Annotated in this window: 24 protein-coding genes; 7 read left to right on the top strand and 17 right to left on the bottom strand. The window is 41.9% G+C overall.

Annotated elements, in window-relative coordinates:
* Positions 1–77 precede the first annotated feature (77 nt).
* A complete protein-coding gene (locus HUS26_RS02370; RefSeq protein WP_173915635.1) occupies positions 78–962 on the bottom strand; it encodes a heme A synthase in 885 nt (294 codons plus the stop codon).
* 207 nt (positions 963–1,169) lie between these two features.
* Here HUS26_RS02370 and HUS26_RS02365 point away from each other — a divergent pair, with 207 nt between their 5' ends.
* Entirely contained in the window at positions 1,170–1,820 is a 651-nt protein-coding gene (locus HUS26_RS02365) for a haloacid dehalogenase type II (RefSeq protein WP_173915634.1), read from the top strand.
* 35 nt (positions 1,821–1,855) lie between these two features.
* Here the strand turns inward: HUS26_RS02365 and HUS26_RS02360 are convergent, their stop codons facing one another.
* The 4 genes from HUS26_RS02360 to HUS26_RS02345 all read right to left on the bottom strand — a co-directional run bounded on the left by HUS26_RS02360 (position 1,856) and on the right by HUS26_RS02345 (position 6,809).
* Positions 1,856–2,695, bottom strand: coding sequence for an ABC transporter ATP-binding protein (locus HUS26_RS02360; protein WP_173915633.1), 840 nt, complete (start codon positions 2,693–2,695; stop codon positions 1,856–1,858).
* A gap of 360 nt (positions 2,696–3,055) precedes the next feature.
* Positions 3,056–4,237, bottom strand: coding sequence for a S1C family serine protease (locus tag HUS26_RS02355; protein WP_173915632.1), 1,182 nt, complete (start codon positions 4,235–4,237; stop codon positions 3,056–3,058).
* 79 nt (positions 4,238–4,316) lie between these two features.
* Positions 4,317–5,810, bottom strand: coding sequence for a S41 family peptidase (locus HUS26_RS02350; protein WP_173915631.1), 1,494 nt, complete (start codon positions 5,808–5,810; stop codon positions 4,317–4,319).
* A 132-nt stretch (positions 5,811–5,942) separates the two neighbouring features.
* Positions 5,943–6,809, bottom strand: a complete 867-nt coding sequence (locus tag HUS26_RS02345; RefSeq protein WP_254434123.1) for an MBL fold metallo-hydrolase — start codon at positions 6,807–6,809, stop codon at positions 5,943–5,945.
* Positions 6,810–7,086: 277 nt separating this feature from the next.
* Here HUS26_RS02345 and HUS26_RS02340 point away from each other — a divergent pair, with 277 nt between their 5' ends.
* Together HUS26_RS02340 and HUS26_RS02335 are read left to right on the top strand one after the other, a co-directional pair.
* Positions 7,087–7,326, top strand: a complete 240-nt coding sequence (locus HUS26_RS02340) for a hypothetical protein (RefSeq protein WP_173915630.1) — start codon at positions 7,087–7,089, stop codon at positions 7,324–7,326.
* Between the two features lie 102 nt (positions 7,327–7,428).
* Positions 7,429–8,058: a LysE family transporter gene (locus HUS26_RS02335; RefSeq protein ID WP_173915629.1), complete on the top strand. Its 630-nt coding sequence runs from the start codon at positions 7,429–7,431 to the stop codon at positions 8,056–8,058.
* Here the strand turns inward: HUS26_RS02335 and HUS26_RS02330 are convergent.
* Complete coding sequence (locus HUS26_RS02330) at positions 8,041–9,369, bottom strand: amino acid permease (RefSeq protein WP_254434122.1); 1,329 nt, start codon at positions 9,367–9,369, stop codon at positions 8,041–8,043. The genes HUS26_RS02335 and HUS26_RS02330 overlap by 18 nt on opposite strands.
* Positions 9,370–9,563: 194 nt before the next feature.
* Positions 9,564–10,001, bottom strand: coding sequence for a YndM family protein (locus HUS26_RS02325; protein ID WP_173915627.1), 438 nt, complete (start codon positions 9,999–10,001; stop codon positions 9,564–9,566).
* A 153-nt stretch (positions 10,002–10,154) separates the two neighbouring features.
* On the opposite strand from HUS26_RS02325, the gene HUS26_RS02320 reads away from it, so the two are divergent.
* Positions 10,155–10,382: a hypothetical protein gene (locus HUS26_RS02320; protein WP_173915626.1), complete on the top strand. Its 228-nt coding sequence runs from the start codon at positions 10,155–10,157 to the stop codon at positions 10,380–10,382.
* Between the two features lie 241 nt (positions 10,383–10,623).
* Here HUS26_RS02320 and HUS26_RS02315 read toward each other — a convergent pair whose 3' ends face one another.
* From HUS26_RS02315 to hpf, 10 genes are all read right to left on the bottom strand, one after another.
* Positions 10,624–11,970 carry a murein hydrolase activator EnvC gene (locus tag HUS26_RS02315; protein WP_173915625.1) on the bottom strand — a complete coding sequence of 449 codons (1,347 nt, stop codon included), beginning with the start codon at positions 11,968–11,970 and terminating at the stop codon, positions 10,624–10,626.
* Between the two features lie 29 nt (positions 11,971–11,999).
* Positions 12,000–12,893 (bottom strand): permease-like cell division protein FtsX, encoded by an 894-nt coding sequence (ftsX, locus tag HUS26_RS02310; protein ID WP_173915624.1) that lies wholly within the window; start codon positions 12,891–12,893, stop codon positions 12,000–12,002.
* Positions 12,883–13,569, bottom strand: a complete 687-nt coding sequence (ftsE, locus tag HUS26_RS02305) for a cell division ATP-binding protein FtsE (protein ID WP_173918715.1) — start codon at positions 13,567–13,569, stop codon at positions 12,883–12,885. Before ftsE ends, ftsX begins: the two co-directional genes overlap by 11 nt.
* Positions 13,570–13,974: 405 nt before the next feature.
* Positions 13,975–14,334: a cytochrome c551 gene (gene cccB / locus HUS26_RS02300; protein WP_173915623.1), complete on the bottom strand. Its 360-nt coding sequence runs from the start codon at positions 14,332–14,334 to the stop codon at positions 13,975–13,977.
* A 60-nt stretch (positions 14,335–14,394) separates the two neighbouring features.
* Positions 14,395–15,234 (bottom strand): YitT family protein, encoded by an 840-nt coding sequence (locus HUS26_RS02295; RefSeq protein ID WP_254434121.1) that lies wholly within the window; start codon positions 15,232–15,234, stop codon positions 14,395–14,397.
* A gap of 140 nt (positions 15,235–15,374) precedes the next feature.
* Positions 15,375–16,253, bottom strand: coding sequence for a UTP--glucose-1-phosphate uridylyltransferase GalU (gene galU, locus HUS26_RS02290; protein ID WP_173915622.1), 879 nt, complete (start codon positions 16,251–16,253; stop codon positions 15,375–15,377).
* 196 nt (positions 16,254–16,449) lie between these two features.
* Positions 16,450–17,551, bottom strand: a protein-coding gene (prfB, locus tag HUS26_RS02285; protein ID WP_173915621.1) for a peptide chain release factor 2 whose coding sequence is annotated in 2 segments (ribosomal slippage) — positions 16,450–17,478 and positions 17,480–17,551 — 1,101 coding nt in all. Because the reading frame shifts where the segments join, the coding sequence is not laid out codon by codon here.
* Positions 17,552–17,624: 73 nt separating this feature from the next.
* Positions 17,625–20,132: a preprotein translocase subunit SecA gene (gene secA, locus HUS26_RS02280; RefSeq protein ID WP_173915620.1), complete on the bottom strand. Its 2,508-nt coding sequence runs from the start codon at positions 20,130–20,132 to the stop codon at positions 17,625–17,627.
* Between the two features lie 171 nt (positions 20,133–20,303).
* A complete protein-coding gene (locus HUS26_RS02275) occupies positions 20,304–20,504 on the bottom strand; it encodes a hypothetical protein (protein WP_173915619.1) in 201 nt (66 codons plus the stop codon).
* Between the two features lie 280 nt (positions 20,505–20,784).
* On the bottom strand, positions 20,785–21,345 hold the full coding sequence (gene hpf, locus HUS26_RS02270; RefSeq protein WP_173915618.1) for a ribosome hibernation-promoting factor, HPF/YfiA family: 561 nt from the start codon (positions 21,343–21,345) through the stop codon (positions 20,785–20,787).
* A gap of 235 nt (positions 21,346–21,580) precedes the next feature.
* Between hpf and HUS26_RS02265 the strand changes: the two genes are divergently transcribed.
* From HUS26_RS02265 to HUS26_RS02255, 3 genes are all read left to right on the top strand, one after another.
* On the top strand, positions 21,581–22,705 hold the full coding sequence (locus HUS26_RS02265) for an acyltransferase (RefSeq protein ID WP_173915617.1): 1,125 nt from the start codon (positions 21,581–21,583) through the stop codon (positions 22,703–22,705).
* A gap of 326 nt (positions 22,706–23,031) precedes the next feature.
* Positions 23,032–23,826, top strand: coding sequence for an ABC transporter ATP-binding protein (locus tag HUS26_RS02260; RefSeq protein WP_173915616.1), 795 nt, complete (start codon positions 23,032–23,034; stop codon positions 23,824–23,826).
* On the top strand, positions 23,804–24,562 hold the full coding sequence (locus HUS26_RS02255) for an ABC transporter permease (protein WP_173915615.1): 759 nt from the start codon (positions 23,804–23,806) through the stop codon (positions 24,560–24,562). Before HUS26_RS02260 ends, HUS26_RS02255 begins: the two co-directional genes overlap by 23 nt.
* Positions 24,563–24,565 lie beyond the last annotated feature (3 nt).

Here is a 24,565-nt window from a genome sequence, read left to right as displayed (position 1 = left end):
TACTCATAATCCGCCCCCCTGTTAGGAATCAAAAACAAAAAAAGAGGATGTCGAGTTATTCGCGACATCCTCCTTTTTTATGCAATTGATTTTTTTTGCAGTTTAAACCAGTAACCTCCAAGAATCATTCCGCCTATGACCATCGTAATCGTAGAAATGATCATATGAATGGAAGACGCTAGAACGACGTTTCCTGTAATTACGATCACAAAGCCAACCGCTGCATTTAACAGGATGGTCACTAAATAAGCCCATGCTAAAGAGCGGTGGTATTGAAACCTTGTCGCGTAAATTACATACCAGAGAGCAGCCACAAAAATAACCACAGTAGCTACCCAGTGAAGAGAGTAAACAACATTGGCAAGTGATTCACTGCGAATCAAGTATTCCGCTGCAGGAATTTCAAGCAGTACGTTGCTTGCCCGGCTATGCTTAAAGAATGCTCCAAGGATGACCTGGGCCACATATACGGCAAACCCGAGGACGAATGCCCTGTAGCTCATACTTACGGTCGACCAGCTAACTTGGTCCAGTTCTTTTTTCTTTTCGTGAAGGCTGTAGCTGAGCAGCACGAGAATCAGCAGCAGTACCTGGCTAAATGTAACATCTAATGTTGTAAATCCAGGCGGGGTACCAAGTAGTACATTCAGGCCGCCAATGGCAGACTGAAAAATAAGCATCCCAAGGCTTGCGATTGCTAAAATCAACACGGGCCGGCTTCTACGATGCTTTCTTATCGCTCCCACCGCATTAATAAATGTAAGGATTGCAAGTAACGGCACCATCAGCCGATGCGAATATTCTATGATGACGTGATAGTTTGTGATGTCAGGTATGATTTGACCATTACAAACCGGCCACGTTGTTCCGCAGGCATCACCTGAATTAGTAGCAACTACTAAGTTTCCAAGAATGAGTGCGATAAACGTGACGACCGTTGTTAGGATTGAGAATTTCTTCATCGTCTTACCCTTTCTATATATAGAACTCATTAGATAAATTGGTCTTACTATCAAATCATATCACGAAATTCTTGTTTCATAAGCTAAAAAACACGCGAACGGTGGTGAATTTTTTGTGAACTCCCCATTGGAAGCGCTTAGCTCTATAGTGCTGTTTATAAACAGCTCAACAAGGGTACCACCACTTTCAAAAGGAGGTTTTCCTTAATGAAGTATAAAGCTTATCTTTTTGATGCCTATGGGACGCTGTTTGATGTCCATTCCGTCAAAGAACGGCTGGAAGATCATTATCCTGATAAAGCCGGTCAAATCAGCCAGGACTGGCGCCAGAAACAAGTGCATTACTTTATGATTCGCCAGTTGGTGGATGATTATGTCCCTTTTGACCAAATCACCCTTTGGTCCCTGCAGGATGCTTTAGCCGAAAATGAGGTGAGTGCTTCTTCTTCTGTTATAGAAGAACTAATGGAGCAGTATAAAAAGTTAACACCTTATGAAGAAGTTTTAAAAATGAAAGCAGTGAATGAAGACAAAGAATTAATGATCTTCTCCAATGGCACCCTTTCTATGCTGGAGCCTCTGCTTGAAAATAATTATCTAACGTCCAGCTTTTCTATTATGAGTGCTGATGAGCCGAAAGTCTATAAGCCTCAGGCAGAAGCTTATGAATATGCGAAAAAGCAGGTAAACGCAGATAAGGAAGAGATTCTTTTCTTTTCCAGCAATCCATGGGATATTGCCGGAGCTGCAAGCTATGGGTTCCATACAGCATGGGTGAACCGCTCGAAAACAGAGTGGCCGCGAATCGGAATTGCACCTTCCTATATAATAGAAAATTTAACTAAGCTGCCCCAATAAAAAAACAGCAGAGAAGTCTCTGCTGTTTTTATCATTTAGCTGACTGTCTGACTTTTCACCTGGGCTTCTGCCTGCGCCTGCTTAATCAAACAGCGGCCTTTACCGTGCGGGATACACATCGGTGTACCAAAAAGAGGATCCTTGCGAACGTCACAAGTCATTTCAAAAACGTGCTGCATTAAATCACAAGTGATCACTTCTTCCGGCTTCCCTTGGGCAAACACCTTTTTATCCTTGACAGCGATAAGGTGATCGGCATATCGACAGGCGAGGTTGATATCATGTAAGACCATAACCACCGTCCGGCCATTATCCTGATTTAAGTCAAAAAGTAAGTCCAGAATTTCAATTTGGTGAGTCATATCTAAGTATGTTGTCGGTTCGTCTAACAGGAGGAGATCAGTGTCCTGCGCCAATGTCATTGCGATCCATGCACGCTGACGCTGTCCCCCGGACAAAGAGTCAACTGAACGATCTTTAAGTTCGGTCAGATTGGTATCTTCCAAGGCTCGGTTCACTGCTTCCTCATCTTCTTTCGACCAGCGCTTTGCCCAACTCTGATAGGGATAGCGTCCCTGCTTAACCAGTTGAAAGACAGTTAGTCCTTCCGGTGTCGTCGGGCTCTGTGGCAAGATCGCCATCTTTTTAGCTACATCTTTCGTGCGCATCTTGGAAATATCTGCACTATCCAACACTACTTCTCCATCTTTAGGTTTAAGAAGACGGGCTAACGAACGTAAAAGTGTCGATTTCCCGCAGCCATTCCCGCCAATGAGGACAGTTACTTCTCCTTTTGGAATTTTTATGTCCAGTGAGTCGATAATTACTGTATCTCCATAGCCTAGTGTCAGATTATTCGCCAGCAGTGACTCCATCTCTCATTCTCTCCTTTGTACAACGATCCCGGTCATCTATTCAAAAAGTACAGTATTATTTTTATTAATATATAGAGATCGAACTTAATATTCTCTTTTCAGTTTAGAATGTAACAAACTCCTTGTCAATGAATTTGAGAATCATTTTCATTCAGTCTTTAGATTTTTCACAAAAATTTTACAAAAGAAAAAAGCAGGAATCCTCCAATAGGATATCTGCTTTTAAGCTTTTAGAAAAACTCGGATCGTCCGTTTTTTAAGCCGAAGTCTCACGGTATTCTCTTCCCTCTGATCAGTATGTCGGGAGGATTATTCACGAGAGTTTTCTTTTTCTAACTCTTCCCCAAAAGGAGTACTTTTTTATTGGGCTAAAGAATCGTAACGAACTTCCTGTACAAAAATAACTCCAAGTTCGTGATGCTCTCCTTCGTAAGCGGCTCGCTGAAGGAAACGGTTTTCCCCCCGGAAGTCTCTCACTTCCATTTTAGTCAGTGCACGATTTCGCTGCAGAGCTTCATAGAATTCCCGTACGGTGGATACAGAAGCACCATTCACCTGGACAATCAGCTCTCCAGGCAATAGGTTCATTTCATCAGCGGGACTGTTTGGAATCGTACCAAGCACTCTAAGTCCGCGATGATCTTCTGTGAAGTAAGCCTTCTCCTCGTCTCTGCTCCTCTGCATCATGTAAATAACAAAACGCCCGATAATACTGATGCCGACAGCAGCCAAAGAAAGAACCGGCAGGAAGAAGCCGCTTGTTGCTACTAATAGACTAATAACAGCTAATAGGATGGTCTGCCTCCCAATATTAATAGAAGCAAGCTTTGGCGACTGCCCTTTTACCACAAATTCATATCCTAATAGAAACGGAAATCCGATAAGGCCAAAGCTGCTGCCTGCCACATCAAAGACTGGCCACCATTGGGCAAAAGGCTCGATCATCCCTGATGGAAAAAGTGTGACCACAGGAATAACAGCCATCTTCTTCACGCGGTGCTGGCCCACAGTCATTCCCCGCTTTCCTAACGTCCTCTCAGGAAAGGTTCTTCGAGAAGATGTCTGCACTAATAAAATGCCTTCAATGACTAGCATCAGGCTTAGCAAGATGGCAAGACTGGCCGATGAAAGACCAGTTAATGGAGACAATTCAACTCCGCCTAAGCTAGATTGAGGCAGAAACGTCAATAGCGATACTAACAAAATGCTGATACCGACCGTATAGGCAGGTGATAGTCCTTTTAAATTAAACGGCAGGCTCAGCAGAATAGTTATAGCTGCTAACAGCCACAGGAACTCTTGTGTTAAAACCATTCCACTTACTACGAACAGCAAGGAGAGCAACACTCCTCCTAAGATAGAAATCTTCCACGTACTTCGCCCTTCTGTAAAAATATCGTAAACTCTCGTACCAAAACTGCGGCGTTCCTGCTTCATGCGTCGGATAGATACAATAAATAAAAGCAGAATCGCCCAATATAACAGGGGCGATGTAAAAAATCTCAGAACCGCAGCCCCTTCTTCACTCAGCCAAATGTCCATTACTCCGACCTCCTTCCTCGAAAAAATCCGCAGTCCAGGACTACGGATATTATTCGAGAATGCAATCAAATTTTCCTGCTTATTTAAATAATACTTCTAACGCTTCGTCCAGCTGACGGTCATTTTCCTCATCGCGTACTTCGCTGACGATCAGCTCCTGAATTTTTCCGGCCGTCTCTCCCGTTACTTGTCCGGTCGCTTCCAGGTTCTCGTCCTGCTGGAACTCTTTCACAGCTTGTTCTGTTTCTTTACTAAAGTAACCATCTGTCCGGCCAGGATCATAGCCTAGTCCTTTCAGCATTTCCTGAATGCTTTTCACTTGGTCACTATTATCGTCATACTTTAAGGTTTCTTCCACTTCAACAGGGTTACTATAGAAATAATCAGGCTGCTTCACCTCTACCGTCGGTTCTACTCCTTTTTCATGAATCCAGTTGCCATCAGGAGTCAGCCATTTAAACAAGGTAAGCTTAATCGTACTTCCATCTCCCATTGGAACAGTTTGCTGTACTGTTCCTTTACCGAAGCTTTGAGTACCTACAATGTCATAACTGCCTGCCTCCTTCATGGCAGCTGCAAGGATTTCTGAAGCGGAAGCACTTCCTTCGTCCTGAAGAACCGTAATCGGGTAATCTTTAAGTTCTTTAATATCAGAGAAATAACGGGAAGTTTCTCCGTTACGATCCTCTACTTGAACATATGGTTTGTCTTCAGGGATGAACAGCTTTAAGATGTCCTGAACGTCTGTAAATAAGCCGCCCGGGTTACCTCGCACATCGATAATCAGCCCCTCAATACCTTCGCCTTCCAGCTTCTTAAGGGCTTGCTCAAATTCTTTAGAGGTTTCTTCAGAAAATGAAGTGATTTCTATGACGCCTGCTTTCTTGCCATTTACTTGTTTAATATCTTCATAAACCGTTTCTAACGGAATTTCATCACGGACCATTTTAACTTGAAGGGGGTCGCTTGCGCCAGGACGTTCAACCGTCAGGGTCACCTCTGTGCCTTTTTCGCCGCGTATTTTCAAGACCGCCTCATAGAGATCCAGTCCTTCTACACTTTCGCCATCCACTTCGAGAATCTGATCGTTCGGCTTTAATCCGGCTTCCTCTGCCGGCGAGCCTTTAATTGGAGCAACAACGGTTACCTTTTCATTCACCATGCTGACTTCAGCCCCGATCCCCTGGAAAGAAGATTCAATCGACTGATCAAATTGCTCCATTGTTTCTTTATCCATATAAACACTATAAGGATCTTCTAATGTATCTAGCATCCCCTTAATCGCCCCTTCGACCAGCTGGTTCTTGTCAGCTTCAATTAAGGAGTTTTCCTGGATAATGCCGAACGCTTGCTTCACTTTTTCTATGTCTGTCTCGGATCCACCCGAAAGTCCTTCAATAAATTTTTTTTGTTCTGCCTGAGAAAGACTCCCAAAATTCTCTGCGCTTTCTGCAGCTGAATTGGAACCCTGGCCTGATGCTCCAAAATACTGCATACCTATGTACGATCCAGCAGCCCCTAGAAGTAAAGAGAGTACTACTATGATCGCGACGTGACGCGGCTTAACATTCATCGCATTCACCCTTCTGTTAAAATTTTCTTTGGATGATTCTATACTAGCAAAAAAGACACCACACCGTAAATGTGCGATGTCTTATTTATCAAATTATGCGACAAATTTGTGAAGCATGTCCAATATAAAGGTTTATCGATCATTTTCCCGTTTCAAGAATCGTCCGTGGTCAGGGACGGCGGCTTGTTCAAAGTTTTCAACCAGGGCCCTTAATCCCAGCTCCAGCTCTTGGCCAGTCATCGGTGTTCCATGACCGGTTACAGCCACTTCAGGATTTAATCCTTGAAGCTTTTTCACAGATGCAAAAGCTTGATCCCAATTGGTTGTATAATATCTTGGCGGGCCATGAACTTCCTGCTTTTGAACCAATACCTTATATAAAGCGTCCTGTCTCACGGTAACAAAAGCATCACCCACAATCAGTGAGCGGTCTTTTCTTCTGAAAAGAGAGACATGTCCCGGGCTGTGACCTGGTGTGTGCAGCCATTTCCACTCAGGCATAAACGGGATCGATCCATCTGCCGGCAAGGCAAGTACATGATTCCCAAGATCGACAGGCTCGTTAGGAAAGAAACGGGACATCTTAGCAACTAATCCTCCTTCAACAGAAGAATCAGGTTCTGGGTAGGCTAATTTCCCTGTTAAATAAGGCAGTTCAGCTTCATGGGCATAGACAGGCACGTCCCATTTTTCAACTAGGTCCACCACTGCGCCTACATGGTCAAAGTGGCCGTGAGTTAAAATAATTGCCTTCGGCTTACTGCCTTTGCCGAATCGCTCCTCCACCTCTTTTAATATCGTGTCTGCGGAGCCGGGCATCCCTGTATCAACAAGGACCCAATCATCTGAATGATTCCCGACTAAGCAAAGGTTAACAATCTGATTCGTAAAGCTGTACAGGTCAGGAAGCAGCTCTTCTCCTTTCCCGCTTCTTAGAGAGGTCATCGGCACATGCCTGCCGTCCATTGTATCTTTCATTCCATGATAGTTATTCGTCATAACGATATCACCTCCATAAAAATAAATCTCTACTGTTTATTTCCTTTCAGTTCCTCATATTGAACATTTTCAAACAAACTCGCTTGCCCGGCCCTAAAGGACTTGAGGTCGTTCGATGTTGGCACACGACGTTCCGAACTTAATCGAGCTTCCTCTCTAGTAAAGCCTCGTCCCTCGTGGTGTCTCGCAAATTCCCTTCCTTTCTACCGTTTCTCAACGCCCTGTATAAAAAGGAGAGGTTATCAGCAAATTAACCGTATAGAAGGGAGCTTATAAAATGGACCAAATAAAAGATGTAAAAGACCAGCTGTTTCGCGCGAAAGAATCAGTTGAAAAAATGCAGGAAGGCAATACCGGCTTTGCTGAAGCTCAGCAGCATGTCAAGATGGCAGAAGAAGCCCTTAACCAGCTGAAAGAGAACTCTGAAATCAATACCGAAGCCAACACCCAGGAAATCCAAAAGGCAGAAGATCTGCTTCGCTTAATTGAAGAAACTTACCAGGCTTCCAACCAATAAAGACACATTCTTTAAGGATGTGTCTTTTTCTTTCCTCCTCATAGACCTCTATCTTTCTGAATAGGATAGGACAAGTTATTAAAATGCAGAGGAGCGAAACTCGTGGGCGTATTTTTAAGCTACATATTGTTAGGTTTATCATTAGCCGCTCCCATTGGTCCAATCAATGCGGCACAAATTGATCAGGGGATCCGCAATGGATTTCTTCACTCATGGATTATTGGGCTGGGTTCCATTATTGGAGAATGCTTATTAATTTCAGGAGTATTTTTTGGAGTCGTTCACTTTTTAGAAATTCCATTGATGAAAACTTTCCTTTGGCTGTTTGGTTCCTTTGTGCTTTTTTATACAGCCATCGAAAGCATGGTCAGCTCTCAGGAAATCACGGCCTCCCAGCACAGAGAAAAAGACTCTTTAAGGAAAACGTTTAGAAGCGGCTTTCTTTTAACGATAACCAATCCCTTATCGATCTTATTCTGGCTGGGAATATACGGCTCTGTACTTGCAAACACGATGAATAAGTATGACTACTCCCATGTCGTCCTGTATGGAGCGGCTATATTAACCGGCCTAATGATCTGGGATGTCACTATGGCACTCGTTTCGAGTGGTTTTCGAAGAATTCTCACCCCAACACTTCTAAAAGGAATCTCCATTTCATCAGGAGTATGTTTATTAGGGTTCGCTCTCTATTTCGGCTATCAGGCAGCGAAGCTATTGTTCCACTTGTGAACTCCACCTTTTTCTCATTAAAAGGGTGACAGCACCAATGACCAGTACAAAGCCGAGGCTGATGAAGAAACCAATTCGGCTGGAGGCGTGAAAAAAGGTACCACTAATACCAAGTACAATCAATATTGCACCTGCCCAGCGCTTTATTTCACTAAACATCGAGAGATCCACAATTTTATGGTACGTAAATAAAATGAACACCCAAATATAGAGAAGCATTAATCCTGCCGCTGTTGTAAAATACTCATATATTTTTCCAGGCAGCAAAAGGGCTGCGATGATCGATGCGATCAACCCACCAACTGTCAGCAGAAGAGAAAAGTAAGGCACGTCCCGTGGTCCTTTCTTCGAAAAGAACTTCGGGGCATCCCCATCCTCTGACAGGGAGGTCAGGATAGTCGTAATTCCATAAAGCGATGCCACCATTGTGGAAAATCCTCCAATGATAAGAGCACCATTAAACACATGTGGGACAAACGATAAATCAAAGGCTTTAAGTGCCGATAAAAACGGACTCTCATCGTCACTGAACTTGTCGGAAGGAAGCAGCCAGACGGCCAGTCCTATAGATATTACATAAATCGTTGTCAGCAGGAGGAGCATGACCTTCCCTGCTTTTGGAGCTTCTTTCGGCTCTTTTAATTCATTCGCCATGATCCCCATAACTTCAATTCCGCCAAACGCATAAAAAACGTAAATAAATGCAGTCCATAGCCCGACAAACCCTGTTGGCAGCAGACCTTCGTTTGAAAAAGCAAAGGCCTGATCAGGCTGGCCTCCTTTAAGAAAACCACCGACCGCAAGTATTCCAATAACGATAAACATTAAGATAGCCGCGATTTTCATAACCCCAAAGATATTTTCCATTTTTTCAAATCCGCTTACACCTGTTACGATGACTCCGATGCCAAGCACCCCAAAAATACTCGACAGCACCCAGATTGGAATACTCGGAAACCAAAATTGCGCAAATATCGCTAATGCTGTTAACTGGCTGCCCATTATAAGCAATTCAGATGACCAGTAAACCCAGCCGTTGCTAAAACCTGCCCACCGGCCGAAAGCATTTTTAGCATAGGTGCGAAATGAACCTTTTTGCGGGTCGTCTGCTGTCATCCTGGATAGTGCGTCAAACACGATATAGGTTCCTAAAGCAGCTAAAACAAATAAGATAAGGACACTGGGTCCTCCCCTGTTAATTGCTAAGGAGGAACCTAAAAAGAAGCCCGTTCCGATTGTACAGCCGACTCCAATGAGCGAGAGCTGCCACCAGGCAATTTTTTTATCATTAGGCTTACATTTTGTTTTCACGGGCATCCTTCCCCCTTAACGTTCCTTTTCTTTCTATAAAGGCATCTGTTTACAGGTCTCCTTAAGATTCAACCTGCACCAATATTCACATATTTTGTGGCAGACCTTAGTATATCCCATTGAAAGTGAAATACCCTCTTCTAAAAGGACAAAAAATACCCTCCTAAAAAGCAGGAGGGTGTGGGACTGCCCTACTATTCTTCTTCATCTTCGGGGTACGGAGTTAATTCCTCGGAAGCTTCCGTTCTTAATTCCATATTGGCAGCTCGATCTTGTCGTTTAGTCCTGTCATATCTAAGAGTGTTACTTACATTTTTATGGAAGAAATACTCAAAGATAGCGATCGCAACCGAAGACAACAGAGCTGCGGTAAATAAGTCGCCTCCTGCAGTTAACGCATCCGTCATGAAATAGATGACAAAATAAGCAAGAACAAAATCGGCCAGAGTAGCAATCGTATTACTCGTTCGCGGCAAGATTATTAAATCTCCCAGAACATATGATAATACCCCTAAAACAAGAGAGATTAAGAACACATTTCCAAAAGATACATCGTATCCTGCTCCGAGAATAAGTGTTAGAGCAATCAAAGTCACAATAAACTTAACGGCCAGTAATTTAACATGTCTCATTCATAAGCACCTCCTTTCTTCATTAGCTTCTGTAAAAGTGAACGTGCTATTCACATAATTACTCTTAACCCATAAAAGATCATTTTCTTTGTATGAGAAAAAATTTTTGAAGCACACTACGTATTGATTCAAAATTTCAAGGAGGTTCTTTTCATGCCACAACAACAAGTTCAACAAACTCTTCAGCAAATCGTACAAATTGCTCAGCAATTAGAACAGCAGGAAAGACAAAATGCACAGCAAATGCAGCAAGCTCAACAGCAGCCAGGTGCGAACATGAACGCTCAGCAGCCAATGGCTCAGCGCGAACAGAATGCAGCTCAACAGCTTCAGCAAATTCAACAGCTGGCACAACAATGTCAGCAGCAAATGGGCCAATAATATATGAAAAGGACTCAGCTTGTTATGCTGAGTCCTTTTTTCTTGAAATGTGCGGGAATTAGCCTGTGCCCGTTTTTTAGCTAGCCAGGAGTCTCGCAGAACATCTTCCTTTTATTGTGAAGTATCTAAAAAAACAGCTGGTCATTTATGACCAGCTGTTTTTAATATTGGCTCTGTTAACTTGATGAATAGAGAGAAAGCCACTCCCTTTCCCTTCAGCCTCATTCTTCAAGCCTTGTTATTAAAAGTTAATGTAATTTCTAGGGTTTACTGCATTACTCTTTGAAGCGTTCCACGCCCCTTCATGCAGTTCAAAGTGAAGGTGCGGCCCGGTTGACTGTCCCGTGTTCCCCATTAGACCAAGCTGCTGGCCTTGAGAAACTGTATCTCCAGAGCTGACTTGACGGTTTTGCATGTGGGCATATACGGTTGTATAAACTTTTCCATCGATATAGTGTGTCAAATACACAACATTACCATAGGAAGAAGAATAATACGAACGCAGAACTTCACCGGAAGCCGCTGCTTTAATTGGGGTCCCGTTGCCTCCAATATCCATCCCCGCATGATTACTTCCCCAGCGCGCTCCCATTTCAGAAGTTATAGGACCGGCTGCCGGGCGGATAAACTTGTCGCCGGAGCTTAATGCTGCCGGTTTAGGTGCCGGGGCAGGTGATGCACTGGAAGAACTGCTAGAACTTGAGCTCTTAGCTGCTTCTTGCTTCTTACGCTCTGCTTCTCTTTGTCGTTCCAGCTCTGCCTGCCGTTCTATTTCAGCCTGAATTTCTGATTCTTCATTTTCAGCATTTTTCATGGCGGATTGAATAGCTGCTTCCTGGCTTTTAAGCAGGGACTCTTCTTCTTCTAAATCCATCTTATGATCATGAAGCTCTTTCTCCTGAACTTCAAGCTCTTCCATTAATTTTTCTTTTTCTGCCATTTGCTTATCTAAATCGGCCTTAATTTCTTCAAGATCAGCTTTTTGACTGACTAGATCCTCTTTCTTCTGCTTTACTTCTATTTGTTTCTCTTCAAGAAGCTGTTTTTCTTTCATATGCGTGTCCATAATGTTTTTATCTTGATCCATGATTGTCGTTACAGCCGAAGCGCGGTCGAGGAAGTCTCCAAAGCTCTGTGCTCCCATAAGAACTTCTAGATACTGAACGTCCCCGCCGCTCTTTTGCAGGGCACGCAGGCGTTCAGTCAGGAGCTCTTCACGCTCTTTAATTCTTTTTTGTAATTCTTCAATTTCCTTTTTCAACTGAGTGATTTGTTCTTCAGTTTCTTTAATTTCCGTTTCTTTTTGACGAAGCTTTTCCTGAGTTTCACTTAGCTGCTTATCGATCTTCTCCATCTGCTTCTCAGTTTTTTCCTGCTCTGCTTCGTTTTGAGCTATCTCTTCTTCGGTTTTACTTTTATCTTCAGAGATCTTACTTTTTTTATCTCCGACATTTCCTTTTTCTTCTTCTAATTCACGTAACTCTTTTCTTACCTCATCAAGATCACCGTTTGCTTCCACTTGAAAAGGTGTAAGAAGCGAACCGGCTACTAATAATGTAGTAAGTGATACAGTGTAAAACTTCCTCATCTGGTTTTCTTCCTCCCCTGTTTCCTCTCTTAAACTTTCAAGAACTTACGTACACTCATGACGCTTCCCCAAACGCCGATGAACGCCCCGATAACTAAGACAATGCCTGCCAGCTGGAAGGCAAATGGATTGAATGGAAGCAATTGAATAAAGTTAAAGCTGATGCGGTCCTGCAGGTTATAATACAAGTAGTAATAACCGCCTATAATTGCCGTTATAGGGATAAGCGCTCCTAGAACTCCCAAAATCATTCCTTCAATAAAGAACGGCCAGCGTATAAAGGAATTGGTTGCTCCTACCAGCTTCATAATTTCAATCTCTTTTCTCCGGGCAATAATTGTAATCTTGATAGTGTTAGAGATTAAAAAGATAGCTGTAAAGACTAGTCCTACTATAAGAGCCAGTCCAATGTACCTTGCGTATTCGTTAAATTGGAATAAGCGCTGAACAATTTCTTCACCATAATCCACTTCATCCACGTGTTCCATGGATTGAGCTTTATCTGCAATCTCAATAGCATCTACAGGTTCTTCAGGTTTAATAACGAAAGCGTCGTTAAGCGGATTGCTCTGCTCAAACAATTCAAAAGCTTTCCCCTGGTCCCCGAGGCTTTCTACAAGCTGATCCAGCTCTTCCTCTTTGGATGAATAATTTAATTCATTTACTTGAGGAATATCGCTTAATTCATTTTCAAGGTTATTGATTTGTTCCTCATTAGCTGTAACATCTACAAGCACTTTTACCTCTACGTCTTGTTCAACGTTGCTTGCAAATTCATTTAAATTGAGCATGACGGCCAGAAAAACTCCGACCAGTAACAGAGTAGTCGTAACAGCACCAATGGCGGATATCGTCATCCAACCGTTTCGCCAAACACTTTTTGCACCTTCACGCGTATGTCTGCCAAGGGTTCTAAATTTCATAGCCATATTCCCCCCGTGCTTCATCACGCACGATCTGTCCATCTTCGATCGCAATAACGCGTCTTCTGATCGTGTTTACTATCTCCTGGCTGTGGGTAGCCATAAGTACTGTAGTACCTTTTGAATTAATTTCTTCCAAGATGTGCATAATTTCCCACGACGTATCCGGATCCAAGTTACCTGTTGGCTCATCAGCGATTAACAGCTTTGGCCGATTGGCAATCGCCCTGGCAATTGATACTCTCTGCTGTTCTCCTCCCGACAGCTCATCGGGAATAAAGCGCGCCTTATTTTTTAAACGCACCTGATCTAGTACATCCATAACTCGACGTCGAATTTGGTTAGGAGATTCTTCGATAACCTCTAAAGCAAATGCGACGTTTTCATAAACTGTTAATCTTGGAAGTAAACGAAAGTCCTGATAGACTACTCCAATGTCACGACGGAATTTTGGAACCTTGCGTTCTTTTATTGTTGATAGATTATAATCATTTATCTTTACTGTACCCTTTGAAGGTCTTTCTTCCCTGAACATCAGTCTCGTAAAAGTTGACTTACCGGCCCCACTAGGTCCAACTACATATACAAACTCGCCTTTCGCTATATGTACATCGATCCCGTTTAACGCAGTGACACCATTAGGGTAAGTCTTGTACACACCCTTCATCTCAATCATATAGTAATCACCCATACTCCTTTGCTGTTTATCATCTATGTTGTAAAAACTTTACTTTAGTTATTGACTTTCTCGTCACTCAAGTCCTCGTACATTATAACATTGGATTTCGAGTTTTTAAGACAAAAATATATTACATTTTTGTTTCAAACTTTTCAATATTTACATAACATTCGACAAATATCGATATATTCCTTCCTGGTAATTTCACATTCAAAACTCTTGAAATGGCATAATTAACAGGGTGAAACACTCATTTTTACTGATAGAAAAACTGAAGATTTTCTATTAATGGCTTGTAAAAATTAAAGAATAGAGTATACAACTTCCCCCAAAAAATAGTTAAAAAGTCCTCAGCAAACAAAAAACCCGGTGAAATTCACCGGATTTTTTAAGTATAAATTGTTATTCCATGGAAGTCAGCCATTTTGCTACATTGTCAGCTTCTTCCGGCTGAACATTTTGAGCAGGCATGGAACCTTTCCCTTCCTGAATAATTTGAGAAATTTCTTCAGGAGAATAGTTAGAACCTACGTCTGTAAGAGCCGGGCCTACATTACCTTCCATGTCACCGCCGTGACAGCTCGCACAGTTCTGCTCATATACCTGCTCTGCAGCTGCTACATCTACTTCTTCACTTGTCGTTTCTTCTCCGCCGGTATCACCGCCGCCATCAGATTCTTCGGCACCTTCATCACCGCCGCCTCCACAAGCGCTGAGGACAAGTGTGCCTCCAAATAGGAGAGTCAATAGCCACTTTTTCATTTCAGTTGCACCTCACTATACCATCATTTTTAAAAATTGGATGTAATTAGTATAACCTAATTACGGCATTTTAAAACCCTCGCCGAGTACCTCTGTCGCGTTCATAGCGACTACAAAAGCACCCGGGTCAATCCTTTTAACAGTTTGTGTCAATTTGATGAATTCATTCTGCTGTACCACACACATAATCACTTTTCGCTGCTCATCGGTATACCCGCCGGAACCTTGAAGTACAGTAACTCCCCGGTCTATTTCATTTAAAATTTTAAGGCGTGTCTCTTCCAAGTTTTCCGTAATAATCATTACGTTTTTCGATGTATTTAATCCGACTTGAACAAAATCAATGGTTCGGCTTGTAGCAAATAAACCAATTAACGCGTAAAGGCCTTCTTCAAGCGAAAAGACAAGGGCTGACGTTAAAACAATCAATCCATCAAAGAGAGCAACACTGACTCCAAGCGGTAAATGAGTAAACTTATGTAAAACCTGTGCCGCTAAGTCAATTCCACCTGTAGATGCCCGGCCTCTAAACACGATTCCAAGACCAAGACCTACCCCCATTCCTCCAAAAATAGCTCCAAGCAAAGGATCAGGCGTTGCTGGCGCAAGATTGCTCGTTAGTAATACAAAAAGAGGCAGCACCATCGTCCCGACAAATGATTTCACTCCGAAATTTTTTCCTAATATAATGACTCCTGTTATAAAAAGAGGTACATTAAGCACCCACTGGACGATCCCTGGCTCCCAGTCGAAGATACCTTTCGTAATAGTACTGATCCCAGCTACGCCGCCGGACGCAATATTATTGGGCAATAAGAAAACATTAAAAGCCAGCGCAACAAAGAATGAACCTAAAATAACAAGTCCATATTCAATAGCATGCCGCACTAGCAGAGGCATTGGTTCCCTCCTATATTTTTTGGTCATCATCATACGAGTGACTCCTCTCATCCGTTAAAACTACCGCTAGGAGTATACCACTCGGGGTTAGACATGTAAACGAGAGCATGATAACGCATTACTCCATTAAAGGATGGTTGTTATTTTGGTGTAGTATTTCCGGAAGCAAGCTTTTGTATAAGCTTCTGAACGTCATCTTTTAGATCATCCCGTTTTAAAGACATAGATAAAGTCGTTTCAATGAAACCTAGCTGATCGCCAACATCATAACGGTCACCTTCAAACTCATATCCATAGACTGGCTTCGTCTTATTCAATCGTTCAATAGCGTCAGTAAGCTGAATTTCATTCCCCGCACCGGCCTTCTGATTATCAAGCAAATCCATAATTTCAGGTGTCAGAACGTAACGGCCGATGATCGCTAAATTAGAAGGAGCTTCGCCCTGCTTTGGTTTTTCCACAAAATATTCCACTTGATAGCGCCGGTCCTCTTGATTGGACGGTGCAATAATTCCATAGCGAGACGTATCTTCTTCAGGTACTTGTTTAATCCCTATAATAGATGACCCTGTTTCTTCATACTGCTCGATCAGCTGTTTTAAACAAGGTTTGTCTGCCTCCACAATGTCATCTCCGAGTAAAACGGCAAAAGGTTCATCCCCAATAAACTTTCTTGCACACCAGACCGCATGCCCCAGCCCCTTTGGTTCCTTCTGGCGGATGTAGTGAATATCTACAGCACCTGGCTGCTTTACCTTTTCCAATAAATCAAACTTTTCTTTTTTGTATAAGTTATCTTCAAGTTCAAAGGAATGGTCAAAATGATCTTCAATGGCCCGTTTCCCTTTACCGGTCACAATGATAATATCTTCAATTCCAGAAGCTATAGCTTCCTCAACAATATATTGAATGGTCGGCTTATCAACGATTGGAAGCATTTCTTTAGGCATTGCTTTGGTGGCTGGAAGAAAACGAGTGCCCAGTCCAGCTGCGGGAATAATTGCTTTTTTTACTGTCATCTTTGCAAACCTGCCTTTCTTACTCTACTTTATATTTAGAATAGCAAAAAAGATAAAGAATAAACAGAAATCACTTCCTTCCATAGAAAAGTGGCAGTGATTTAAGTTTTTCTTTTTATTCAAAAGAAAAAAATCCCTCAGAGATTTCTCTAAGGGATTTCTAGTTTTTTAAGGGGTTTGGTTTATCATTTGAAGCCTAGTCCATCTGTGAGCGCAGATAAGCGTTAATGAATTTCTCAAGTTCACCGTCCATGACGGCTTGGGTATTACCGTTTTCCACATTGGTGCGGTGATCTTTCACCATGGAATAAGGGTGGAAAACATAAGAGCGGATTTGGCTTCCCCAGCCAATCTCCTTCTGTTCGCCGCGGATATCATCAAGTTCCGCCTGCTGGCGTTCGATCTCCAGCTGATAAAGCTTAGATTTTAACATCTTCATTGCCTGCTCACGGTTCTTAATTTGAGAACGCTCAGACTGACAGGTAACGATCGTATTCGTCGGGACGTGAGTAATCCGCACGGCGGAATCTGTCGTGTTGACGTGCTGACCTCCGGCACCGCTTGATCGATACGTATCGATCTTCAAATCTTCTGTGCGAACATCTATTTCAACTTCGTCATTAAATTCCGGCATTACTTCACAAGACACAAAAGAAGTGTGGCGGCGCCCCGAAGAATCAAACGGAGAAATCCTAACGAGACGGTGAACTCCTTTTTCAGCCTTAAGATAGCCGTAGGCATTATGCCCTTTGATCAAAAGGGTTACACTTTTAACGCCGGCTTCTTCACCAGGGAGATAATCGAGCGTTTCAACAGAAAATCCACGTTTCTCTGCCCAGCGCGTATACATACGAAGAAGCATGCTCGCCCAGTCTTGTGATTCTGTTCCACCTGCCCCTGGGTGCAGTTCAAGAATCGCATTGTTTTTATCGTATGGCTCACTTAGTAACAGGGATAATTCAAACTCACCGAGTTTCTCAACAAGCTGATGGATTTCTTCTACAAGCTCCGCAAGAAGATCTTCGTCATCCTCTTCCTTAACGAGTTCATAAGAAACTTCGAGGTTTTCGTGATTTTCTTCATGCCCTTCAAGAGTATTGACAAGATACTTAAGGCCATTGAGTTCATTGATGACCTTTTGTGCTGTCTCCTGCTTATCCCAGAATCCGGGCTCAGTCATTTCCTCTTCTAACTCGGCAATTCGGGTTTTCTTTTGTTCGACGTCAAAGAGACCCCCTGAAGTCCGCTAATTGTTTAGCTGTATTATCTAATTCGTGGCGAATTTCTGCCATATCCATTATCCACTCACTCCTATTATTCTTCTAAAAACATAAGGGAAGACACTCTATTTGAGAGTGCCTCTTCCCTTTCTTAACCATGACAATTTTTATATTTTTTCCCGCTTCCGCAAGGGCACGGATCGTTGCGGCCGACTGTATCTTTTTTCACGTAAGGTGACTTTTTCTTTGGCTGCTTGCTTTCCTGGCTTCCAGAAACTGCGGTTGCCCCTTTGGCTACTTCCTGACGCTGCAGGTTGTTGCGGATTTGGGCCTTCATCACATATTTAGCAACTTCCTCATCAATAGAACCTACCATTTTCTCAAACATATTAAAGCCTTCAAAATTATACTCACGTAATGGATCGTTCTGGCCATAAGCACGCAGATGGATACCCTGTCGCAACTGATCCATTTGGTCAATATGGTCCATCCATTTCTGGTCAACGGTTCGAAGCAGAATAACTTTTTCAAACTCACGCATTTGCTCTTCTGAAAGCTCCGCTTCTTTTTCATCATAGCGCTCTTTGATCTTCTGTAAGATCAGTTCTTCCATTTCTTCTGGATCTTTTCCTTTAAGATCCTCAACGGATACATCGCCTTCTTCTAGCAAGTTGGCTTTAACATAATCCACAATGGCTTCTAAGTTCCAATCCTCATCCAGTTCTTCAGTTGTGTGAGCTTGAACCGTCTGGCTTACCGTGCGTTCAATCATCTGTTCAACGATTTCGCGCAGGTTATCAGAATCCAGCACTTCATAACGCTGCTTGTAAATGACTTCACGCTGCTGACGTAAGACATCATCATAAGACAGTACCGTCTTACGAGCATCAAAGTTATTACCTTCTACCCGTTTTTGAGCAGACTCTACCGCACGAGAGATCATTTTACTTTCGATCGGCTGAGAGTCATCCATGCCTAAACGTTCCATCATATTGCGCATATTATCTGAAGCAAAGCGGCGCATAAGTTCATCATCTGTCGCCAGGTAGAATTGGGACATTCCCGGGTCACCCTGACGTCCTGAACGCCCGCGGAGCTGATTATCAATACGACGGGATTCGTGACGCTCTGTACCGATAACCGCCAAGCCGCCAAGTTCTCTTACGCCTTCGCCAAGCTTGATATCCGTACCACGCCCGGCCATGTTTGTAGCGATTGTAACCGCACCTTTTTGACCTGCTTTTTCAATAATTTCCGCTTCGCGGAAGTGGTTTTTCGCGTTTAGTACGTTATGCGGCACTTTGGCTTTCGTTAAATAACGGGAGATAATCTCCGAAGTCTCAACGGCTACGGTACCGACAAGGACCGGCTGTCCATTTTCGTATCGTTCTTTAATATCTTCCACTACCGCTCGAAACTTCCCATCCATTGTTTTATACACAAGGTCCGGTTTATCATCGCGAATAACATCTTTATTCGTAGGAATGGAAATAACGCGCATGTTGTAAATATTTAAGAATTCTTCTTCCTCCGTTTTAGCTGTACCCGTCATACCTGACAGCTTTTCATACATACGGAAGAGGTTCTGGAACGTAATGGAAGCAAGCGTCATGCTTTCATTTTGAATCGGCAATCCTTCTTTTGCTTCAATTGCCTGGTGAAGGCCGTCGCTGTACCGGCGTCCTTTCATGAGACGTCCAGTGAACTGGTCAACGATAACGACTTCTCCTTCTTCCACTACATAATCCGTATCACGCTGCATGGTTGTATGGGCCTTTAAGGCCTGATTGATGTGGTGAATCAGCGTTACATTTGAAAGATCAAACAGGTTCTCAATTTTAAAGAACTTCTCTGCCTTGTTGATCCCTTCTTCTGTAAGTTGAACGTTTTTCGTTTTTTCATCATAGGTGTATTCATCGTCACGCTCCAGCAGACGGACAAAAGAATTCGCTGCTTGATATAAGTCTGCTGATTTAGAAGCTGATCCGGAAATGATCAGTGGAGTACGTGCTTCATCAATTAAAATGGAGTCTACTTCATCAATGATGGCATAATGAAGTGGACGTTGTACCATCTGTTCTTTATACAACACCATATTATCTCTTAAATAGTCGAAACCAAACTCATTGTTAGTACCATAGGTGATATCGGCCTTATAAGCCTCACGCTTTTCATCCTTCGACATACCATTTAAGTTCAGTCCAACAGTCAGTCCTAGGAACTCGAATAATTTGCCCATTTCCGTAGCATCACGGCTGGCAAGATAATCGTTCACAGTAATAATATGAACGCCTTTACCAGTGAGCGCATTTAAATAAGCCGGCATAGTAGAGGCTAATGTTTTACCTTCACCTGTTTTCATCTCGGCGATGTTACCTTCGTGAAGCGCGATTGCTCCAAGTATCTGCACTTTAAAAGGACGCATGTTTAACACGCGCTTAGAAGCTTCCCTTACTACGGCGTAAGCTTCTGCGAGGAGATCATCCAGTGATTCTCCCTTTTCATAACGTGATTTAAATTCTTCCGTTTTTTGGCGAAGCCCGTCATCTGGGAGCTTCTCTATATCAGGTTCTAGTTCTTCTACTTTTTCTGCTAACTTCTCTAAACTTTTAAGCTGGCGATTCTCTCCACCAAAAATTTTCTTTAAGGTTCCAAGCATTGCAACCGCTCCTCTTCAAATTCCAAAACTTCGGTTGAATAGTATAATCCAATCCTAATAATAACATTAAGAGAAGCATACTGACAACAAAACAGGAATGCAGGATCAGGACTTTGCTAATAAAAAAGGGCAAGTAATTTGGGGGTAACTACTTGCCCAGATGGAGGCGATTTAGGAGAAGGTTGAAGTGGCCGTACGAGGTAACTGTTCAGGAACAAGGACTCGCTCCAATTTCATTTGGCGTTGATTAACATCAGTAATTCTTCCGTTAAGGGCACCGATGATTTCAACAAGCTGGGCAATTGTTTTTTCCTGCTGCTTCACTCGCTCAAAAACTTGCTGGCAATCTTTGCAAGAATAAGTATTAGACATTCATATCGCCTCCTTGGTAGGGATCTTACATTTTATTTATACACTTTTTATGGATATATGAAAAAGAAGCAAAGCGAGACAGTTATAGTGCCGATTTTCTCAAAAATTAAATTTCCGCATAGGTAAACATAAAAAATTATATAAATAGGAAGTCAAAAAATAGAAGTATAGCTTTTGAGACCTTTTTCTTGTGAGTTTCGAGCTTTAAAGGAAAGGATAGGCCACAAATAAAAAAACAGCCCCGCACTTAAAGCGGAGCTGTTTTTTGAGATAAGTATTATCAAGTTTCAATTAACCCGTAACGTCCATCCCGGCGTTTATATACAATATTTGTTTCATCGGTGTTCGCATTTGTAAAAACATAAAATGCATGTCCCAGCATTTCCATCTGAAGGGCAGCTTCTTCACTGTCCATTGGTTTTAGGTCAAAGCGTTTTGTTCTTACAATTTCGATATCAGAATCATTTTCTTCCTGCTCTAATCTTTGTTCTTGAGCTTCTCTTTCAAGTTCTGCAAATACGTATTTCGGAGCGCCTTCCTGGCGGGATCTCCGATTTACTTTCGTTTTGTGCTTGCGAATTTGTCTTTCCAATTTATCTACCACAAGGTCGATGGCAGCGTATAAGTCTGTATTGTGCTCCTCAGCACGAAGAAGTAAATTCTTCATAGGAATGGTCACTTCAATCGTCTGCTCATCATTATAGACACTTAAATTAACGTGTACTTCAGATGACGGTGGAGTTTCAAAGTAGCGTTCTAATTTGCCCACCTTTTTTTCCACATAGTCCTTAATTGGATCTGTCACCTCTAAGTTTTCACCACGAATGTTGTAATTTAACATTTAGAAGTGTCCTCCTTTCATCCTTATGTAGTTTATATTCTACCATACCCCTGGCCATTCCTGCATAAACTTTCGGAATTTTTTGAACAAAATGTGTCGGAAATTGTTGGGATTCACTATTTCTTGTTAAATTATCCTATTGAAAATTATCCCTTTCCCCCTGATAATGTTACATTGAATTGAATTTTAAGAGATAAGGCAAGGTATAATTTAGTGGGAATGGAAGTGAAAGAAATTGGAGAGAAGATATTTTTATGAAATCAATTTCGTGAGGGCGGTCGCCTGTTTATTAGTTGTCATGGTTCACGTCGGTGCCCGTTTTTATCATTCAACGGATGGGTATACCACTTTTACCAATTTCTTAAACCAGATATCCAGGATAGGAACTCCCCTTTTTGCCGTAATGAGCGGGTTTCTTTTGTACAATCAAATGATCAGGAAAAACTTTACTCTAAAACGATTTATCAAAAGCAGAATGGTTAAAATCATTTCACCATTTATCGTATGGAGTTTCATATATCTAACCTATAAATATTTAATAGGCAGCTACAGCTTACCTGATTGGTCAAATCCGGAGCAATTAAAGGATTTCTTTTATATGTTTGTCGCTGGAAAATCTCACTATCATTTATATTTTATTAGTTTAGTTATTCAATTTTATGTATTCTTTATATTAATAAAAAATTGGTTGAACTTTAAATCAATATTATTCATGACAATAGCCGCGATCTTTATTAATTATGTATTTATCACAAACCATTTTGAAGCAGGCGGCTCTTATTTTGAGAATTTCATTAATGGAAGAGGTTTCTTACTTCAGTGGATCTATTATTTTATGCTTGGTCCTTTGTTAGTTCACTTATGGCCTTATATACATGAATATTTAGCCGCGAAAAGTAATCGTGTATATGTTCAGCTAATTGGCTTAGCTGTTATTGCATTAACTGTGTTTGATTACCACACCACCCAAAAAGTGTTGAATTCCAACGAAAATGTGCTCAACATGTTTACAATACCTATTGCTTTTATTGTCCTTATAAGTATCTATTATTCTCTTTTATTATTTAGTGAGAAAATTATAAAAGGCTTTATCAATCTAGGAAACATGTCGATGGGTATATTCCTGCTCCACCCATTAGTTATATATTTATATCAAGACTATGCCCCTTATGATGTGTTTGCCTATCCGATACTAATCATCCCCTACCATATTATGGTTATAGCAATTTGTATGGTTACTTTAAAAGTGCTATCGTACCTTCCATTTAATGAATATATAGTGACACTGGTACAATCCAACAATCACAATATACGCTTTAATATAGATGAAACTAAAGAAAAGCTAAATAAAGCAAGCTGAAAATGGAATCTATTATGATTCCATTTTTTTATCCATAGGCTTACATTAATTGGTTAATATTGATTTTCATAAAAAAGCATAAGCCTCCTTCTTTTGGCCACTCTAAGGGTCGCAGGCGGCCCAATTTTATACAGGAGTCTGGCAGAACCTCTTGTTTTCATGGATGATATTAACATTTTTTATGTTTAAAAGCGGCAATTCATTAAATAATTTAAAGAATTGTTTAAAAATTATTGCACGCTATACGCTTGCCCTGTATAATCATAAACTATATAATTAAAACCGACTATGTAGATAGGAATTATCATATTACTGGGAGGAAGCACATGTTCTTACGAATTAATGACGTCGGTAAGACCTTTCATGATAAAGAAAAGGGGGATTTCGACGTATTCTCAAACATCGATCTAGATATTAACCAGAAAGAGTTCGTTTCCCTGCTGGGTCCTTCTGGCTGCGGAAAATCAACACTTCTTTCCTTAATCGCCGGCCTTGAAAAGACAACTTCTGGCGAGATTACATTAGAAGGAAAAGAAATTAAGCAGGCCGGGCCCGACCGTGGCATGGTGTTTCAGCAGCCTTCCTTATTTCCTTGGCTTGATGTTAAGGAAAACGTGATTTTTCCACTTAAATCCACTGTAAGCAAAAAGGAAGCCGAAGAACGAGCAGATCACTTTTTAAAAATGGTTCACTTAAGCCGATTCAAAGACCGTTATACGTATGAATTATCCGGCGGTATGCAGCAGCGTGTTGCAATTGCCCGTGCCCTTGCCATGGATCCAAAAGTTTTGCTGATGGATGAACCATTTGGTGCGTTGGATGAACAAACCCGCCATATCCTGCATGATGAACTTATAAAAGTTTGGCAGGAAACACAAAAGACAATCGTTTTTGTAACCCACAGTATTCAAGAAGCGATTAAGCTGTCTGACCGGGTGGTCGTTATGGGGACGCGTCCTGGCCGGATTATCGCAGACTTTGAAGTGGATATCCCGCGTCCAAGAAAACGAGATGACGCGAGAGTAATTGAACTTGAGAACAAAGTAATGGACCTTCTAAAAGATGAAATCAATAAAGTTTTAAAGGAAGAGCTTAGTCATGACATTGAATATTCTAGTTAAACGCATCGTATTTCTGGCCGTGGTTATTGGCATATGGCAGCTGATTTTCTCAGCCGGGATTTTAGAAGAAATCGTCTTCCCTTCCCCTACGAGTGTTTGGGAGGCTCTCGTATACGGTTTTACGGAAGGAGACTTTGTTGCTGCATTAGGAGCCAGCTTTAAGCACTTATTTATTGGATTATTCTTAGCGATCCTTATCGGAACAGCCGTTGGAATCATTTTAGGGAAATCCAGGCAGGCTGACGAAACAGCCGGAATGTATTTAATTGCATTACAAAGTATTCCTAGTATTGTCTGGGTGCCGTTAGCCATTATGTTATTTGGATTCTCCGAGTTTGCTGTTATTTTCGTCGTCGTATTCGGCGGCACCTTCGTTATGGCGCTCAACGTACGAACAGCAATCCGCAGTGTACCTCCCCAGTTTATCCGTGCCGCTCGCACGATGGGTACTAAAGGCATTCCATTATTTTTCCGTATCGAGGTACCAGCGAGTATTCCTTACTTTATGACAGGGTTACGTCTCGCATGGGCTTTCAGTTGGAGAGCATTGATGGCCGGTGAATTATTGAGTAACGGGCCGGGACTTGGATATTCCTTAGCCTACGCACAGGATTACGCTCGAATGGATCAAGTTGTGGCCATTATTATTATCATTGGAGTAATCGGAGCGATTGCCGATCAGTTAATCTTTTCTAAATTAGAGAAAAATGTAATGAAACGATGGGGCTTAGCTTAAATG

Source organism: Halobacillus sp. Marseille-Q1614, from assembly GCF_902809865.1.
Classification (GTDB): Bacteria; Bacillota; Bacilli; order Bacillales; family Halobacillaceae; genus Halobacillus_A.
This window is presented reverse-complemented; position numbering and strand designations above follow the sequence as displayed.